General features: G+C 67.5%; 9 protein-coding genes. All 9 read left to right on the plus strand.

The annotated features are described in order from the left end of the window. Window positions 1–6: 6 nt before the first annotated feature. The 9 genes from gcvT to ACFCV3_RS31745 all read left to right on the plus strand — a co-directional run bounded on the left by gcvT (window position 7) and on the right by ACFCV3_RS31745 (window position 16,370). Window positions 7–1,113, plus strand: coding sequence for a glycine cleavage system aminomethyltransferase GcvT (gene gcvT / locus ACFCV3_RS31705; RefSeq protein WP_376036130.1), 1,107 nt, complete (start codon window positions 7–9; stop codon window positions 1,111–1,113). 102 nt (window positions 1,114–1,215) lie between these two features. After that, a complete protein-coding gene (locus tag ACFCV3_RS31710) occupies window positions 1,216–4,074 on the plus strand; it encodes a BTAD domain-containing putative transcriptional regulator (protein WP_376036133.1) in 2,859 nt (952 codons plus the stop codon). A gap of 29 nt (window positions 4,075–4,103) precedes the next feature. Then, complete coding sequence (locus ACFCV3_RS31715; protein WP_376036136.1) at window positions 4,104–6,965, plus strand: BTAD domain-containing putative transcriptional regulator; 2,862 nt, start codon at window positions 4,104–4,106, stop codon at window positions 6,963–6,965. 351 nt (window positions 6,966–7,316) lie between these two features. Then, window positions 7,317–8,324 (plus strand): ABC transporter permease, encoded by a 1,008-nt coding sequence (locus ACFCV3_RS31720; RefSeq protein WP_376036137.1) that lies wholly within the window; start codon window positions 7,317–7,319, stop codon window positions 8,322–8,324. A gap of 40 nt (window positions 8,325–8,364) precedes the next feature. Continuing rightward, the gene (locus ACFCV3_RS31725; RefSeq protein WP_376036140.1) at window positions 8,365–10,116 is read left to right on the plus strand and encodes an ABC transporter substrate-binding protein; all 1,752 of its coding nucleotides are present in this window, start codon (window positions 8,365–8,367) and stop codon (window positions 10,114–10,116) included. Between the two features lie 99 nt (window positions 10,117–10,215). Beyond that, a complete protein-coding gene (locus tag ACFCV3_RS31730; protein ID WP_376036143.1) occupies window positions 10,216–11,208 on the plus strand; it encodes an ABC transporter permease in 993 nt (330 codons plus the stop codon). Window positions 11,209–11,330: 122 nt separating this feature from the next. Further along, window positions 11,331–12,368: an ABC transporter ATP-binding protein gene (locus tag ACFCV3_RS31735; RefSeq protein ID WP_376036200.1), complete on the plus strand. Its 1,038-nt coding sequence runs from the start codon at window positions 11,331–11,333 to the stop codon at window positions 12,366–12,368. A 20-nt stretch (window positions 12,369–12,388) separates the two neighbouring features. Beyond that, window positions 12,389–13,447 (plus strand): ABC transporter ATP-binding protein, encoded by a 1,059-nt coding sequence (locus tag ACFCV3_RS31740; RefSeq protein ID WP_376036146.1) that lies wholly within the window; start codon window positions 12,389–12,391, stop codon window positions 13,445–13,447. A gap of 79 nt (window positions 13,448–13,526) precedes the next feature. Further along, on the plus strand, window positions 13,527–16,370 hold the full coding sequence (locus ACFCV3_RS31745) for a BTAD domain-containing putative transcriptional regulator (protein WP_376036148.1): 2,844 nt from the start codon (window positions 13,527–13,529) through the stop codon (window positions 16,368–16,370). Window positions 16,371–16,393: the final 23 nt, after the last annotated feature.

The raw sequence follows: 16,393 nt of genomic DNA on the forward strand, positions 1-16,393 counted from the left end.
GCCTCCATGACCGGATCGCCTGAACTGAAGAAGTCCCCGTTGCACGAGCGCCATGTCGCCCTCGGTGCCAAGTTCGCCGAGTTCGGCGGCTGGGAGATGCCGCTGGAGTACTCCGGTGTGGTCGCGGAGCACACCGCGGTCCGCACGTCGGTCGGTGTCTTCGACGTGAGCCACCTGGGCAAGGCGACGGTCACCGGCCCCGGCGCGGCGGTGTACGTGAACGCATGCCTGAGCAACGACCTCGGGAAGATCACCCCGGGCCAGGCGCAGTACACGCTGTGCTGCAACGAGCGCGGGGGAGTGGTCGACGACCTGATCGCCTACCTGCACGCCGACGACAACGTCTTCCTGATCCCGAACGCCGCCAACACTGCCGAGGTGGTGCGCCTGCTGCAGGCCGATGCGCCGGACGGCGTTGTGGTGAAGAACACCCACGACGACTACGCGATCCTCGCCGTACAGGGCACCAACAGCGACGACGTGGTCGCAGCCATCGGCCTACCGACCGGCCACGACTACATGTCCTTCGCAGTGGCCGACTTCGCCGGTACGCCGGTAGTGGTGTGCCGGACCGGTTACACGGGCGAGCGGGGCTACGAGCTCGTCGTACCGAATGCTGCCGCGGTGGCTGTGTTCGACGCGCTGCTGGCGGCCGGCTCGCAGTACGGCATCGTCCCGGCCGGTCTGGGGGCGCGGGATACGCTGCGGACCGAGATGGGCTACCCGCTGCACGGTCAGGACATCACGCCGGACATCACGCCGGTGCAGGCGCGGTCCGGTTGGGCCGTGGGCTGGAAGAAGGAGCACTTCTGGGGCGACACCGCCCTGCGTGCCGAGAAAGAGGCGGGCCCCGCGCGCGTCCTCCGCGGCCTGCTGGCCGTCGGCCGGGGGATCCCGCGTCCGCACATGTCGGTGCTGGACGCGGCCGGGACCGCACTGGGTGAGGTGACGTCCGGCACGTTCTCGCCATCGCTGAAGAAGGGCATCGCGCTGGCGCTGCTGGACGCGACAGTGAAGGAGGGTGACCAGGTGACCGTCGACATCAGAGGCCGTCAGGAGCCCTTCGATGTGGTCAAGCCACCCTTCGTCACCGTCAACGTCCGGGAGGGCTGATTCAGCCCCAGTCCCAAGCTCGCATCATGACCATGCCTTTCCGTTCGGGGCGGTAAGGCAGATCTTTGGGCAGGGCTGTTACCACGCGCTTACCATGAGCCAGTGGAATTCCGCCTGCTCGGTCCGGTCCAGATCTGGTCGGGTGGCGACCAGGTCTCCCTGAAGCGCCGCCAGGAGCGGCTGCTGCTCGCCGTACTGCTCTTGGAGCCCGGCAAGGCGGTGGCCGCGCAGCGGCTGATAGAGCTGCTCTGGCCGGACGCGATGCCCACCAACCCGCGGCGCGCGCTGCAGGTCTACATCTCCCGGCTGCGCACTGTGCTCGATGTCGAGCTGACCAGTGGGCGCGAGGGCTACGCGCTTATGGCCCCGTCGGGTAGCACCGACATAGAGCAGTACCGGAGTCTCGTCGCGCACGCGCGGCAGCAGGAAGATCTGGAGCAGCGCAGCAAGCTTCTGACCGACGCCCTGGGCCTCTGGCGTGGACCTGCGCTGGCGGACGTAACTACAGAGGACATCCGCCAGCGGCTCTGCGGGGGCCTAGAAGAAGAGCACTGGGCCGCCGAAGAGCTCCTCCTCACCACAGAACTAGCTCTCGGCCACCACCAGGAGCTCCTGCCACGCCTAGCCGACCTCACTGCCGCTCAGCCGACCCGTGAGACGTTCGCAGCCGCCTCCATGCTGGCCCTCTACCGCTCTGGCCGTCAGGCCGACGCCCTGGCTGTCTATACCTCTCTAGTACGGCGTCTGGACGAAGAGCTCGGTCTTGAGCCTGGAACCGAGGTGCGCGATCTCCAGGTCGCGATCCTGCGCCAGGATCCGTCCCTCGACCTCACTGTCCCCTCTACGGCACCCCGTGAGCTCCCGGCCGACGTAGGCCTGCTGATCGGCAGGGACGACGTACTGGACGAGCTGTCGGCCGCACTCCTCGGTCCCGCGCGTACCGGCGTACCGGCGGTTGTCTGTCTGTATGGCGCGGCCGGCACCGGTAAGTCAGCAGCGGCGGTCCGACTGGGGCACCGGCTGGCAGATTCGTTCCCCGACGGGCAGCTGTTCGCGCGGCTCCAGGACGTGAACGGGCAGAGTCTGCCGCCCCGAACGATCCTCGGACAGCTCCTGCGTTCGCTCGGAGTCGATGGCTCAGAGCTCCCCGAGTCCCTAGAAGAGAGGTCTGCCCTCCTCCGCAGCCTCCTGGCCGACAAAGCAGCGCTGCTCGTCTTCGACGACGCCATGGACGCCGGCCAACTCAGACCACTACTCCCCGCCGGTGGCGCAGTCATCATCACCTCGCGGCGCCCAATGCTCGGCCTGGAAGACGCCACCCACCGAGAGCTCCTCCCGCTCTCCGACGAGACCAGCGCCGAGCTCCTCGGCGCAGTCTCCGGCCTGGGATCTGCGCGGGTGGCCGAAGTCGTCCCGCACTGCGCCGGCCTCCCACTGGCCCTTCGCATCGTCGGTGCCCGCCTGGCCTTGATCCACGAAGACGTGGCCGAGGTGGTCCAGACGCTGGCCGACGAGTCTCAACGCCTCGACTACCTGATAGCCGGTGACCGCGCCGTCCGCGCCAGCCTCGACCTGACCCTCAGTACGGCGACGCCCGAAGCCCGCAGCCTTTTCGCTCGCCTGGCCCTGGTAGGTGCCGACGAGTTCGCTCCGTGGGTTGCCGCGCCGCTGCTCAACACCGATGAGGCGACCGCGGCCGCCGTACTCGAGAACCTGGCAGCACTGGGCCTCGTCCAGCTCCGCCGCCTCACCCCACCTCGCTACGGCCTCCACGGCCTGGTTCGCGCCCGTTCAGCTGAGCTCCTCGGCGAAGAGCCGGGCCGGGGCGAGATCGAACAGCGCTACCTCGAAACCGTCCTCCGCCTGGTCGCTACCGCCGACGAGCACTCCGGCCACGGCATCGCATCTCTCGTGCCGATCGCCGTTGAAGGCGGGCTGCACCTGCCGGCGACCGCAGCCGAGGCCGCGACGGGGGCGCTCTGGCTCGATCGAGAACTTCCGGTTGCCCGCGCCGCACTGGACCTCGCTGCGGAGTCCCTGCCACACCTTGCGGGCCTGCTGGCCGTGAAACTTACCGGCTACCTGACCGTCCGCGACGAGCGTGACGCGCGCGAGGCGATCGCGACCCGCGGTCGGGACGCCGTGGCGCACGGCCGCGATGCGGTCGTCGAGGCCGAGCTGGACCAGGCGCTGTTCGCGGCCGTGGCACAGTCGGCGTCGCCGAGCGCGGAGCGTCTCGCACCGCTGGGGAAGCGGGCGCTCGACTCGGCCGAGCGCGCCGGCTCGCCGGAGTTGCTCATCGCGGCGCTGGCTCAGTTGAAATACCTCGCCGCGGTGCAGTCCGATCTCGACGAGGGCCTCCGGCTCGACGAGCGGATGCTGGCGATCGTCGAGTCCAACCCGGTGTCCGAGATCTATCGGGCCCGGGCTCACGACGGCTTCGCCGGGTCCCTCCAGTTGCGCGACCGGATTCCCGAGGCCCTCGTGCAGCGCCGGCTCGCTTGTGCCTGCAGCCCGCAGGGCAGCCGCGTTCACGCGATCCGTCTGATCCTGTTGGCGGAGACCGCCATTCTCGGGAGCGACCTCGGTGCGGGGCAGCTCGATGAGCTCCTGGCGGCCGTTGGAGAGGCTCGTCCGATCGTCGAGGGGATCGGTGACGAGCTGGGCGGGGCCCACGTCGACAACCTGGACGCGATCACCCAGATCCTGCTCGGTGATCTGGAAGCCGCGACATACCTCCTCGATCGCGCGGCGGAGATCTTCGAACGCCGTCCGGACGAGACAGGCGAGGGGATCAACGCCGTGGGCCGGGCCAGGCTGGAGCTCGCGCACGGCCGGGCTGCTCAGGCGCGCGAGATCCTCCGCGCCGCGATCGCGAACATCCACGACACCGGCTACACGGTGTGGGAACTCAAGCAGCACTGGCGGCTGCTCGGATTCGGAACCGACTCGCCGGTCTGACGGGTGTCCGCCACGCCTACGATGTGTGCGTGGAGTTCCGCTTGCTCGGCACGGTCCAGATCTGGTCGGGTCTTGAGCAGATGGCTGTTCAGCGACGACAAGAGCGGCTACTGCTCGCCGTACTGCTGCTGGAACCTGGCAAGGCAGTGTCTACCGAGCGGCTGATGGAGTTGCTCTGGCCGGATGCGATGCCCACCAACCCGCGGCGTGCACTGCAGGTGTACGTCTCCCGCCTGCGCACGATGCTCGACGTCGAGCTCACCGGCGGCCTGGACGGCTATGCCATCCAGGCGCCTCCCGGCAGTACTGACATCGAGCAGTTCCGAACCCTGGTCGCACAGGCTCGGCGGCAGGACGATCTGGAGCAGCGAAGCAAACTGCTGACGGACGCGCTCGCTCTCTGGCGTGGACCCGCACTGGCCGACGTCACGACCGAGGACGTCCGCGAGCGGCTGTGCGCCGGTCTCGAAGAGGAACGGTGGGCGGCCGAGGAGCTCCGGGTGAGCACTGAGCTCTCCTTGAGCCACCACCAGGAGCTCTTGCCACGTTTGGCCGACCTCACTGCCGCTCAGCCGACCCGTGAGACGTTCGCAGCCGCCTCCATGCTGGCCCTCTACCGCTCTGGCCGTCAGGCCGACGCCCTGGCTGTCTATACCTCTCTAGTACGGCGTCTGGACGAAGAGCTCGGTCTTGAGCCTGGAACCGAGGTGCGCGACCTGCATGTCGCGATCCTGCGCCAGGACTCGTCTCTCGATCTCGTCCTCGGGCCGGACGTGCCGCGAGAGCTCCCTGCGGATGTAGGCCTGCTGATCGGACGCGACGACGTACTGGGGGAGCTGTCCGCGGTCTTGGCCGGTCCCGCGCGTCCCGGCGTACCGGCGGTTGTCTGTCTGTATGGGGCGGCCGGGACAGGTAAGTCAGCGGCGGCGGTCCGGCTGGGGCACCGGCTGGCGGATTCGTTCCCGGACGGGCAGCTGTTCGCGCGGTTGCAGGACGTGAACGGGCAGAGTCTTCCGTCCCGAACGATCCTCGGACAGCTCCTGCGTTCGCTCGGAGTGGACAGCTCAGAGCTCCCAGAGTCCGTCGAGGAACGTTCGGCCCTGCTCCGCGGCCGTCTGGCCGGCAAGTCGGTGTTGCTGGTCTTCGACGATGCGATCGACGCCGGCCAGCTCCATCCGCTGCTCCCGGCCGGTGGCGCGGTCATCGTCACCTCCCGGCGCCGGATGCTCGGCCTGGAGGATGCCATCCACCGGGAGCTGCTCCCGCTCTCCGACGAGACGAGCGCGGAGCTTCTCGGCGCAGTCTCCGGCCTGGGTGCCATCCGCGTGGCCGAAGTCGTCCCGCACTGCGCCGGCCTCCCGCTAGCCCTTCGCATCGTCGGTGCCCGCCTGGCCTTGATCCGCGAAGACGTGGCCGAGGTGGTCCAGACGCTGGCCGACGAGTCCCGACGCCTCGACTACCTGGTAGCCGGTGACCGAGCCGTCCGCGCCAGCCTGGACCTGACCCTCAGTACGGCGACGCCGGCGGCCCGTCGTCTCTTCGCCTGCCTGGCGCTGGTAGGTGCCGACGAGTTCGCTCCGTGGGTTGCCGCGCCGCTGCTCAACACCGATGAGGCGACCGCGGCCGCCGTACTCGAGAACCTGGCAGCACTGGGCCTCGTCCAGCTCCGCCGCCTCACCCCACCCCGCTACGGCCTCCACGGCCTCGTCCGTGCCCGCGCCGTGGAACTTCTCGCCGCTGTGTCAGACCCGAACGAGGTTGAGCAGCGTTACCTGGAGACAGTGCTCCACCTGGTCACCATCGCGGACGAACACATCGACCACGGAATGCTTCCCTTGATTCCGCTTGCCGCCGACGGAGGGGTTGATCTCCCGACGGTCGAGGCCGCCGCGGCGACCGGGGCGCCGTGGCTCGACGTGGAACTCCCTGTCGCCCGAGCGGCCGTCGAGCTGGCCGGCCGGAGCGCACCACGGCTCGCGGGTCTGGTGGCCTTTCGGCTGATCGGGTATCTCGCAGTTCGCGACGAGCGGGACTCACGCGAGACGATCCTGCTGCTCGGCCGGGACGCCGCCGTGCGGGCCGGAGCCGTGGAGCTGGAGGCAGAGCTCGATCGCGCGCTGTTCGCGGCAGTTGCCCAGGCGGCGGGCTCAGCGGACGCGGAGCGCTTGGCGCTGCTGTCGCAGCGGTCCGTCGCGTCGGCTGAACGCTCGGGTGTGCCGCAGTTGGTGATCGCCGCGCTGGGACAGGCCGGCTACCTGGCCGGCATGACCGGCGACTATCACGAGTCCATCCGGCTGGCCACCCGCATCCTCGAACTCATAGAGCAGCATCCGGAGGCCGAGGCGACCCGAGCGAAGGCCTACGACCATCGTGGCGCTGCACTCCAGCATCTGGGCCGCATCCCGGAGGCCATCGCGATGCGAAGGGCGTCGTGCCGGCACAGCACTCCGGGGACCCGCCTGTACGCGATCAGGCTGGTGCTCTTGGTCGAGACGTTGCAGGCCGACGCGGATCTCGGCGCGGCGTACCAGGAAGAGATCGAGACGGCGCTCGCTGAGGCCCGCGAGATCGTCGAGTCGATCGGTGACGAGCTCGGCAGCGCCCATGTCGACAACATGGAGGCCTGTGCGCTGATCCTGCGCGGCGACCTGGCGAGTGCAGGCCACCGGATTCGCCGGGCGGCAGAGATCTTCGAGCGCCGCCCGGACGATTGGGGTGAGGCGATGAACGCCGTTGCCCGGGCCCGGTTGGAGCTTGCCGTGGGGAACCGCGGCGAGGCCCGGCGGGCGCTCGCGGACGTGCTGCGGGGTGCGCCCGTCACCGGCTCCACGCGTGATGACCTGATGCACCAGTGGCGGCTGCTGGGGCTGGGATCCGAACCTGTCCGGTAACGGTCGCCGGTCGGCTCGGAATTGTTACATTCTGTTATTTTGTGGCACAAATTGGACACTGTCGGTGCTGTGCCGACGCGTTTCGCGAAGGATTGATTGCGGATAGTCACCGTTGGGGGCAAATGTTCCGGTCCAGTACCCGTTCCGGTAACGATTTGTGCACTGCTGCCGAGCACCGCTGGTTTGGTGTCACAGTGTCAGGCAGGCTAGCGCGCGGCTGGGGGGTTTGCCGGTGTCAAGGGGATTTGACGCAGGGCCTCCAGGCCAGCGAATGTTCGGCACGATCTACAGACCGGCGCCGGACTTCTGGACCACTACAACCATCCGGCTGACAGAGCTGACGGAGCGCGAATGAGCATTGGGTCACCAGACTCGACCGTTGGGATCGAGGACCACCCGGCCTCTGCGGAGCCCGAGCGGGCCAGAGGTGTCGCGCACGGCAAGTCGCCGACCCGGATCGCGATGGACCGGCTCCGCAAGGACAAGGTTGCCGTCGTCTGTGCCGCCGTGGTGCTGTTCTTCATCCTGATCGCGATTTTCGCGCCGCTGCTGGCCAAGCTCGAGGGTGGCGACATCGGTACGTTCAACACCGATCTGGTGGACGAGTACGGTTTCCCGACCTTCGTCGCCAATGCCCACCACTGGTTCGGCGTCGAGCCGAAGACCGGCCGGGACAACTTCGCGCGCTGGGTGTACGGTGCGCGCCCCTCGCTGATCGTGGCCGGCGTGGCAACCCTGGTGGGTACCGTTGTCGGGGTTGTGCTCGGCCTGATGGCGGGCTTCCTCGGCGGCTGGGTCGACCGGGTGATCTCCTGGTTCATCGACTTCGTCCTGAGCCTGCCCTACCTGCTGTTCGCGATCGCGATGGTGCCGATCGTCGAGAGCATGCGCGGTGGGTCGTTCAACCTCACACCGGACGAGCAGGCATCGACACGATTCTTCGTGCTGATCTTCGTTCTCTCGTTCTTCGGCTGGGCCGGACTGGCCCGGATCATCCGGGGCGAGGTGTTGTCCCTGCGCGAGCGTGAGTTCGTGCTCGCTGCGAAGGCCATCGGGGTGCCGACCCGGCAGGTGCTGTTCAAGGAGCTCCTGCCGAACCTGGTCGCACCGATCGTCATCTCGGCATCGTTGTCGTTGCCGGCCTATGTAACTGCGGAAGCAGGGCTGTCGTTCCTCGGCGTGGGGCTGATCGAGCCGATCCCGTCGTGGGGACAGACCATCGCGGTCGCGACGAACTGGTTCAAGGCGGATCCCATCTATCTCTGGCTCCCGGTCCTGGGTATCACGATCCTCGTGCTTGCCCTCGCCCTGCTCGGCGATGCCGTCCGGGACGCCTTCGACCCCAAGACTCGCCGGTAGTCCGGCGTTGCCCCAGCGGCAGAAAAGGAGAAACACGATCATGCAGTGGAAACGGATCACCGCTGTTGCGGCGGTGGTGATGCTGGCTGTCGCAGCCTGCGGCACCCCATCGTCGAACAACAACAGTGGCTCGAACAAGGGCGACGCTGGCAAGGCGCAGGAGAAGGCGACCGATGTCACGGCCAAGGGGCCGGCGAAGCCGATCGAAGGCGCGAAGAACGGCGGCACGGTCACCGTCCTGTCCGACGTCAACCCGGACACCTTTGACCCGACGAACATCTACTTCACCGACGGAAACCAGATCGGCAAGCTGATGTACCGCGCGCTGACGCAGTACAAGCTTGACGAGAACCTGAAGCCGATCCTGGTTCCGGACCTCGCCGAGGACCTGGGCACCCGGTCGGAAGACGGCCTGACCTGGACGTTCAAGCTGAAGCAGGGCATCAAGTACATGGACGGCAGCCCGGTCAAGGCCGCCGACTACGCCTACGCCATCAAGCGGTCGTTCGCCCATGACCTGTACGACGCCGGACCGACGTACCAGACCCAGTTCTTCAAGGACGGCGGCAAGTACAAGGGCCCGTACGCCAGCGGCGACAACTACGCGGGTGTCGAGACGCCGGACGAGAGCACGCTGGTCATCAAGCTGGACAAGAAGTTCGACGACCTGCCGTTCTACGCGGCCTTCCCGATGTTCACGCCGATCCCGAAGGCGAAGGACACCAAGAAGAACTACGACCTGAACCCGATGGCCACCGGGCCGTACCAGGTCGACTCCTACACCCCGGGTACCGAGCTGAAGCTCGTCAAGAACCCCAACTGGGACCCGAACAGCGACCCGGTGCGTTACCAGTACCCGGACGCCTTCCACTTCAAGTTCGGTCAGGACGCCCTCAAGGTCCAGCGTCAGGTCCTGGAGAGCGCCGGTCCGGACGCCAGCGCGCTGAACTACACCGACCTGGACTCCAGCCTCGTTCCCGAGGTCAAGGACAAGAGCCAGATCGTCACCGGCCCGCAGCCGTGCACGATCATGTGGGGTCTGGACACCCGCAAGATTCCGTTCGAGGTCCGGCAGCTGATCGCCAAGGCCTACCCGTACGAGGACTGGCGCAAGGTCGCCGGTCTGACTCCGGACAGCGCGATTCCGGCGTCCACGATCCTTCCGCCGGCGGTTCCGGGCTACGAGAAGTTCGAGCTGCCTGGCCTCAACGGCACCGGCAAGGGCGCCAAGGACCCGTCGGTCGCGGCGGAGGTGAAGGCGAAGCTGAAGGAGCTCGGCAAGGAGAACTTCGAACTCAGCTGGTACTTCGCGAACGACGACAAGATCGCCACGACGGTCAACCAGCTCCGGACCGAGGTCTTCCAGAGCGCGGGCTTCAAGGTCAAGGCCATCGGTGTTCCGAAGGCCAAGCTCCGCGGGCTGCGTAACGACCCGTCGGCGCCGGTGAACATTGCTCAGGGCCCGTCCGGTTGGTGCTCCGACTGGCCGGCCGGCACCAGCTGGTTCCCGGTTCTGTTCAAGTCCGACGCCGTCGACCTGAGCAACAGTGTCGGCATGCTGCAGGACAAGGCAGTGGACGCCGAGATCGACCGCGTCGCGGCGCTGTCCCCGGACGACCAGGTCAAGGAGTGGGCGAAGGTCGACAAGATGCTCCTGGAGAAGTACCTGCCGGCGCTCCCGCTCTACTACAGCGCGAGCTACTACCCGATCGGCAAGAACCTCGGGCACGTCGTCAACGACCCGACCCAGGGTCTGCCCGAGTTCACCTCGATCTACCTGAAGCAGCCCTGATCCGGACTGCGGTAGTTCCTGCATCTCGATGAACTGATGGGTGGGGTGGTGGCCGGACCTCGGTTCGGCCACCACCCCGATCGGTGAGGAGTATTCCTAGTGCTCTACTTCGTGGCGCGCCGGCTGGTCAGCGCGCTCAGCGTCGTGCTGGTCACCTTGATCGTGACCTTCGCGCTGTTCTTCGTCGCGCCGACAGACCCGGCGGCGGCGATCTGTGGCGATCGCAACTGCACGACAGAGCGATACAACGAGATCAAGGAGAACCTGCATCTCGACAGACCCAAGGTGCAGCAGTTCGCCGAGTACACGGCGGGCATCTTCGCCGGCCGGACCTTCGAGACGGCCGGAGTCAAGCAGGAATGCGAAGTTCCTTGCCTGGGCTTCTCCTTCAAGAGTGACCGGCCTGTCACCGAGATGCTGGCATCCCGGTTGCCGGTGACGGTGTCCCTGGTCGCCGGATACGCCGTACTCGTCCTCACCATCGGGGTCTTCGTCGGTGCCCTGGCCGCGAAGCGCCGGGGAACGCTCGGGGACCGCGCGCTGATGAGCAGCACGCTGATCCTCAGCTCCGTCCCCTACTACATCGTCGCGTTGATGGTCTCCCTCTACCTGACGATCCTCTACCCGATCCTGCCGCGCGGTGGCTACACGCCGTTCAGCCAGAATCCGGGGGCGTGGTTCGCCGGCCTCCTGACGCCCTGGCTCGTGCTCGGCATCTACAACTGCACGCAGTACGCGCGGTACTCGCGCGGCTCGATGGTCGAGACGCTGAGCGAGGACTACATCCGGACCGCACGGGCCAAGGGCCTGTCGGACCGCAAGGTGACCTACAAGCACGCGCTGCGTTCCGGGTTGATCCCGGTCATCACCATCTTCGGTCTGGACATCGCCGGCAGCCTTGCGGGCGCGATCTTCACCGAGCGGATCTTCGACCTCCCCGGTCTGGGCAACCTCGTGCTCGAGAGCCTGACCAACTACGACCTGCCGGTGATCATGGGAACCGTGCTGGTCTCCTCTGTCATCCTGGTCGCAATGAACTTCATCGTCGACATCGTCTACAGCCTGATCGACCCCCGAGTGAGGCTCTCGTGACCACACCAGCCAACGAGGGGAAGAACACCGTGTCCGGAGTTGAGCCCGAAGGGGTCGCCGCGGCGGCTCCGGTCGCGAAGCGTGGCCCGTCGGTCGCGACTCGCGAGAAGCGCTCCGGGCTGATGAACCCCAGCGGTGAGACGCCGTACCTGGTGGTCGAGGACCTGACGGTCAAGTTCCCGACGGCCGACGGAATCGTCAGCGCGGTGAACGGGCTGAGCTATTCGGTACCGCTCGGCCGCACGCTGTCGATCGTCGGTGAGTCCGGGTCCGGCAAGTCGGTCTCCAGCATGGCCGTGATGGGCCTGCACGACCGCAAGCGGACCCAGATCACCGGGTCGATCCGGCTCGGCGGTGACGAGCTGATCGGCCTGTCCGAGAACGATCTGATGAAGGTCCGCGGGGACGCGGTCGCGATGGTCTTCCAGGACCCGCAGTCCTCGCTGCACCCGCTCTACACGGTCGGCAACCAGATCTCCGAGGCCTACCGGGTGCACCACAAGGTCTCCAAGGACGTCGCCAAGAAGCGTGCCCTGGAGATGCTCGACCTGGTCGGCATCCCGAACCCGGTACGCCGCTTCGGCCAGTACCCGCACGAGTTCTCCGGCGGTATGCGGCAGCGCGCGATGATCGCGATGGGTCTGGTCAACGACCCGAAGCTGATCATCGCCGACGAGCCGACCACCGCGCTGGACGTCACCGTCCAGGCCCAGATCCTGGACCTGCTGAACAACCTGCAGAAGGAGTTCGGTTCGGCGATCGTGCTGATCACCCACGACCTGGGTGTGGTGGCCGAGATGGCGGACGACGTACTGGTCATGTACGCCGGTCGCTGCGTCGAGTACGGCACCGCCGAGGACGTGCTGGCGAACCCGCGGATGCCCTACACCTGGGGTCTGCTCGAGTCGATCCCGACGGTGTCGGCGGCGAGTGAGAAGCTGCGCCCGATCAAGGGTCTGCCGCCGAGCCTGCTGAACCTGCCGAGCGGATGCTCGTTCAACCCGCGCTGCCCGTACAAGGAGCGCGTCAAGGGTGAACGCTGCACCACCGACCTGCCCGAGCTGCTGCCGGTCGACGGCGCCGGTGCCCACACGTCCCGTTGTCATCTGCACGACAAGGCCTCGATCTACGAGACCGAAGTCCTGCCGAGACTGAGCTGACGAGCGGACTGAGGAGACAGATGAGCGACACAGTACGTCCGATCGACCAGCCGGCCGCTCAGGGCGAGACGCTGCTACGGGTCCGCGACCTGAAGATGCACTTCCCGATCAAGGAAGCCGCGGGTCTGGGCCGCACGAAGAAGGTCGTCCAGGCCGTCGACGGGGTCAGCTTCGACCTGAAGGCGGGGCAGAGCCTCGGCCTGGTCGGCGAGTCCGGGTGTGGCAAGTCCACCACCGGCCGGATGATCACCCGGCTGCTCACCCCGACGGCGGGCGAGATCAACTTCAAGGGCACCGACATCGCGCAGCTGAAGGAGCGGGACCTGCGCCCGTTCCGCCGGCAGCTGCAGATCGTCTTCCAGGACCCCTACAGTTCGCTGAACCCGCGCCAGACAGTCAGCAACATCATCAGTACGCCGTTGCGCGTGCACAAGCTGGTGAAGAAGGGCGAGGAGCTCGGCCGGGTCCAGGAGTTGCTGGAGCGGGTCGGCCTGAACCCCGAGCACCACAACCGCTACCCGAACGAGTTCTCCGGTGGTCAGCGGCAGCGCATCGGTATCGCCCGGGCGCTGGCGGTCGAGCCCGAGGTGATCATCGCCGACGAGCCGGTCTCCGCGCTGGACGTGTCCATCCAGGCCCAGGTGATGAACCTGCTGGAGGACCTGCGGCGTGACCTCGGGATCGCGTTCGTGTTCATCGCGCACGACCTCGGCGTGGTCCGGCACTTCTGTGACGAGGTCGCGGTGATGTACCTCGGCAAGATCGTCGAGCAGGGCCCGCGGGAGCAGATCTACGGCGCCCCGCAGCACCCGTACACCCAGGCGCTGCTGTCTGCGGCCCCGGACCTCGGCACGATCCGCGGCGTCCCGCCGAAGGAGCGGATCCGGCTGGTCGGCGACGTACCCTCGCCGATCGACCCGCCGAGCGGCTGCCGTTTCCGCACCCGCTGCTGGAAGGCCGAGGACATCTGCGCAACGCAGGAGCCGAAGCTCGAAGGCAAGCCCCAGTCGGCCCCGGGCCACACCGCCGCGTGCCACTTCGCGGAACCGAAGGTCGACCTCGTCGCCGAGATCGCCTGAAAAGTCAGCTTCACCTGAGCCGCCCCGGCCACTTCGGTCGGGGCGGCTCTCGTTGTGCTGCGGCGGATATCATGCGCGGATGGAGTTCCGCCTGCTGGGAGCGCTCGAGGTTCAGGACAGCACCACCGAGATCAAGCTGGTCCGTCGGCAGGAGCGGCTGCTGCTGGCCGTTTTGTTGCTGAGGGCAAATGAAGTGCTGTCGCCGGAGCAGTTGATCGACCTGCTGTGGCCCGACGATCCACCTGATAACGCGCGCGGGGCGCTGCAGGTCTACATCTCCCGGTTGCGGAAGGCCGGGATCACCATCGACGGCGGTCGCGACGGGTACGCCGTTCGCGTGCCGGCCGGAGCTGCCGACCTCGACCGGTTCCGGACGATGGTCGCCGAAGCGCGAGCGTTGCCGGACCCGGCCGACCGGGGGAGTCTGCTCAGGGCGGCGCTGGAGCTCTGGCGTGGCGAGCTACTTCCCGAGCTGACCGATCGGGCGACCCGTGACCGGCTCTGCGCACCGGTCGAGGAGGAGCGTCGCAGTGCGCTCGACGAGCGGATCCAGGCCGACCTGGCCGCCGGGGCGCACCTGCAGTTGCTCGACGAGCTTCCCGCTCTGGTCGCACAGGATCCGACGCGCGAGGTCACCGTGGCGGCCTGGATGACTGCCCTCCACCGCGTGGGCCGACGGCAGGAAGCACTCGAGGTGTACGCCGACGTCACCGCAACGCTCTCCGACCAGTTCGGCCTCGAGCCTGCGTCGGCGCTGCGTCGCTTGTACTCGGCGATCCTGCGAGACGACCCGGAACTGACAGCTGAGGGCCATGCCTCGACCGACACCGTGCCGCGGGAGCTGCCGGTCGACATCTCGGTGCTGGCCGGCCGTGACGATCTGGTGGCCGAGGCGGTCGAGGTGCTGTCCCGGCCCGATCGGGACCAAGCGGCCGTCTATCACCTGTGGGGCGGCGCAGGTGTCGGCAAGTCGGCGACCGGAGTGCGGATCGCACATCGGGCGGCCGCGGCCTTCCCCGATGGCCAATTGTTCGCGCGGTTGCAGGATGTCTCCGGAGAACCGGTTCCGGCGCGGACACTGCTGGGGCGGATGTTGCGATCGCTGGGGCTCACCTCCGGCGAGATCCCTGAGGGGCTCTCCGAACGTCGCGACCTACTGCGCGAGCGGACGGCGGATCTGGCCCTGCTGGTGGTGCTGGACGACGCACTCGATGCGGAGACCGTCGAGCACCTGCTACCGCGAGGGCCGCGCAGCGCAGTGATCGTCACCTCCCGTGCGCCGCTGCCGGAATTGCAGGGGGCGGAGCATCGACGAGTCGTACCGCTCGAACCGAACATCAGCCGCGATCTGCTGCTGCGCTTGATCGGCCGGCCGGTTCGCGACGAGGTCTCGATCAAAGTGGTGATCGAGCACTCCGCCGGGCTTCCGCTGGCGCTGCGGATCGTGGGTTCGCGGCTCGCGCTGTCCGGCGACGAACTGCTGCCGGCGCTGGCCGGATCACTCGGTGTCGAGGATGAGCGGCTCGACTCGATGGTGGCCGGCGACCTCGCCGTACGGACAAGTCTGGATCGCACTCTGGTCCTGGTGGACACCGAGGCGCGCCAGTTGCTGGAGCGGCTCTCGCTGGTCGGCGTCACGGAGTTTCCGGCCTGGGTGGCAGCGCCACTGCTGGACACCGACGAGCTGCGTGGCGAGGCCGCCTTCGCGCGCCTGGTCGACCTGGGCCTGGTCGAGCTCGTCAACCGGGGACGGTACAAGATGCACGCCTTGGTCCGCTCCTACGCCGCTGAGCGGCTCCAGGCGCCGGAAGAGCCCTTGAGCCGCCATCTGCAGGCCTGCTTGCGATTGCTGGTGGTTGCCGACGACGGGCTCGGGCACGGTTTCACCACGGCACAGTCCGTGCAGCTGCCCGCCGAGGTCGGCCTGGATCAGGCCGAACGCGACTTGGCCGGCCAGGAACGACGCTGGCTGGGCGAAACCTGGCCGTTGCTGCAGGCCGCCGCGATGACGGCCATCGCGGCGGGAAGGCTCGAGGTCGCCGCGGGGCTCGGGCTCCGGCTGAACAGTTTCTACATCATCACCGACTCGCGTGAACCGCGGATCGAGCTGCTCCGGGCGCTGCAAACGGCATTGCGCGAGGCCGGTGAGCTGGAGTTGCTGGTCCGGGTGGAGATCTGTCTGGTCGCCGCGCTCGACTCGGCCAATCCGGGCACCTGGCCGGTGGCGGAAGCGAGCTGGAAGAACGCGCAACGAACCGGGCTGGTCGAGCTCAAGGTGCGAACGCTGATCAACCTGGCGAACTGTGCCCGCCGTCAGTGCGACTTCGACCGGGACAAGGAAGTCAGTGAGCTCGCGCTCGACCTGATCGACCACCACGACGGACCGACCATCGTCCGGCACGTCATCCTGCGCAACCTGGGTCAGAACAGCGTTGTACGGCGTGACTACCCGGCCGCTCGCGGTTGGTTCCGGCAACTGCTCGCCCAGTGCCCCCCAGGAACCGTGCAGGAGTTCTACGGGCAGAACGCCCTCAGCGAGGTCCTGGTCAAGGAAGGACGATTCGACGAAGCGGAGCAGGCGTTGCTGCGGAGCCGGGAGATCTGTGCCCCGATGCACAGTCCGTACTTCGAAGCCCAGGTTGACTGTCTGACGTCGTACCTGGAGATTCGTCGCGGCAACCTGGCCGAGGCACGGCGGCTGCTCGATCAGGCGGAAGAACGGTTCGAGTCGGTGCCGATGGATATCGGCATGTACCTGAGTGAGTACCGCTCGGAGCTCGCGATGGCGCTCGGCGACGTGGCCACCGGTCGCCGGATCCGTTACGAGATGTTGGAGACGATGGAGCAGCGCGGTGATCTCCTGGGCGCCTACCAGGTGCGCTACGAGCTGGAACACGACCCGCGCGACCCGGCGAACGCCTGAGATTGGAACCGGTGGGCCCCCGC

Source organism: Kribbella sp. NPDC056345, from assembly GCF_042262745.1.
Lineage (GTDB): Bacteria > Actinomycetota > Actinomycetes > Propionibacteriales > Kribbellaceae > Kribbella.

Excerpts from the sequence above, each read along its gene's own strand:
- gcvT (WP_376036130.1), top strand. The coding sequence starts at position 7 with ATGACCGGATCGCCTGAACTGAAGAAGTCCCCGTTGCACGAGCGCCAT.
- ACFCV3_RS31720 (WP_376036137.1), top strand. The coding sequence starts at position 7,317 with ATGAGCATTGGGTCACCAGACTCGACCGTTGGGATCGAGGACCACCCG.
- ACFCV3_RS31725 (WP_376036140.1), top strand. The coding sequence starts at position 8,365 with ATGCAGTGGAAACGGATCACCGCTGTTGCGGCGGTGGTGATGCTGGCT.
- ACFCV3_RS31735 (WP_376036200.1), top strand. The coding sequence starts at position 11,331 with ATGAACCCCAGCGGTGAGACGCCGTACCTGGTGGTCGAGGACCTGACG.
- ACFCV3_RS31740 (WP_376036146.1), top strand. The coding sequence starts at position 12,389 with ATGAGCGACACAGTACGTCCGATCGACCAGCCGGCCGCTCAGGGCGAG.
- ACFCV3_RS31745 (WP_376036148.1), top strand. The coding sequence starts at position 13,527 with ATGGAGTTCCGCCTGCTGGGAGCGCTCGAGGTTCAGGACAGCACCACC.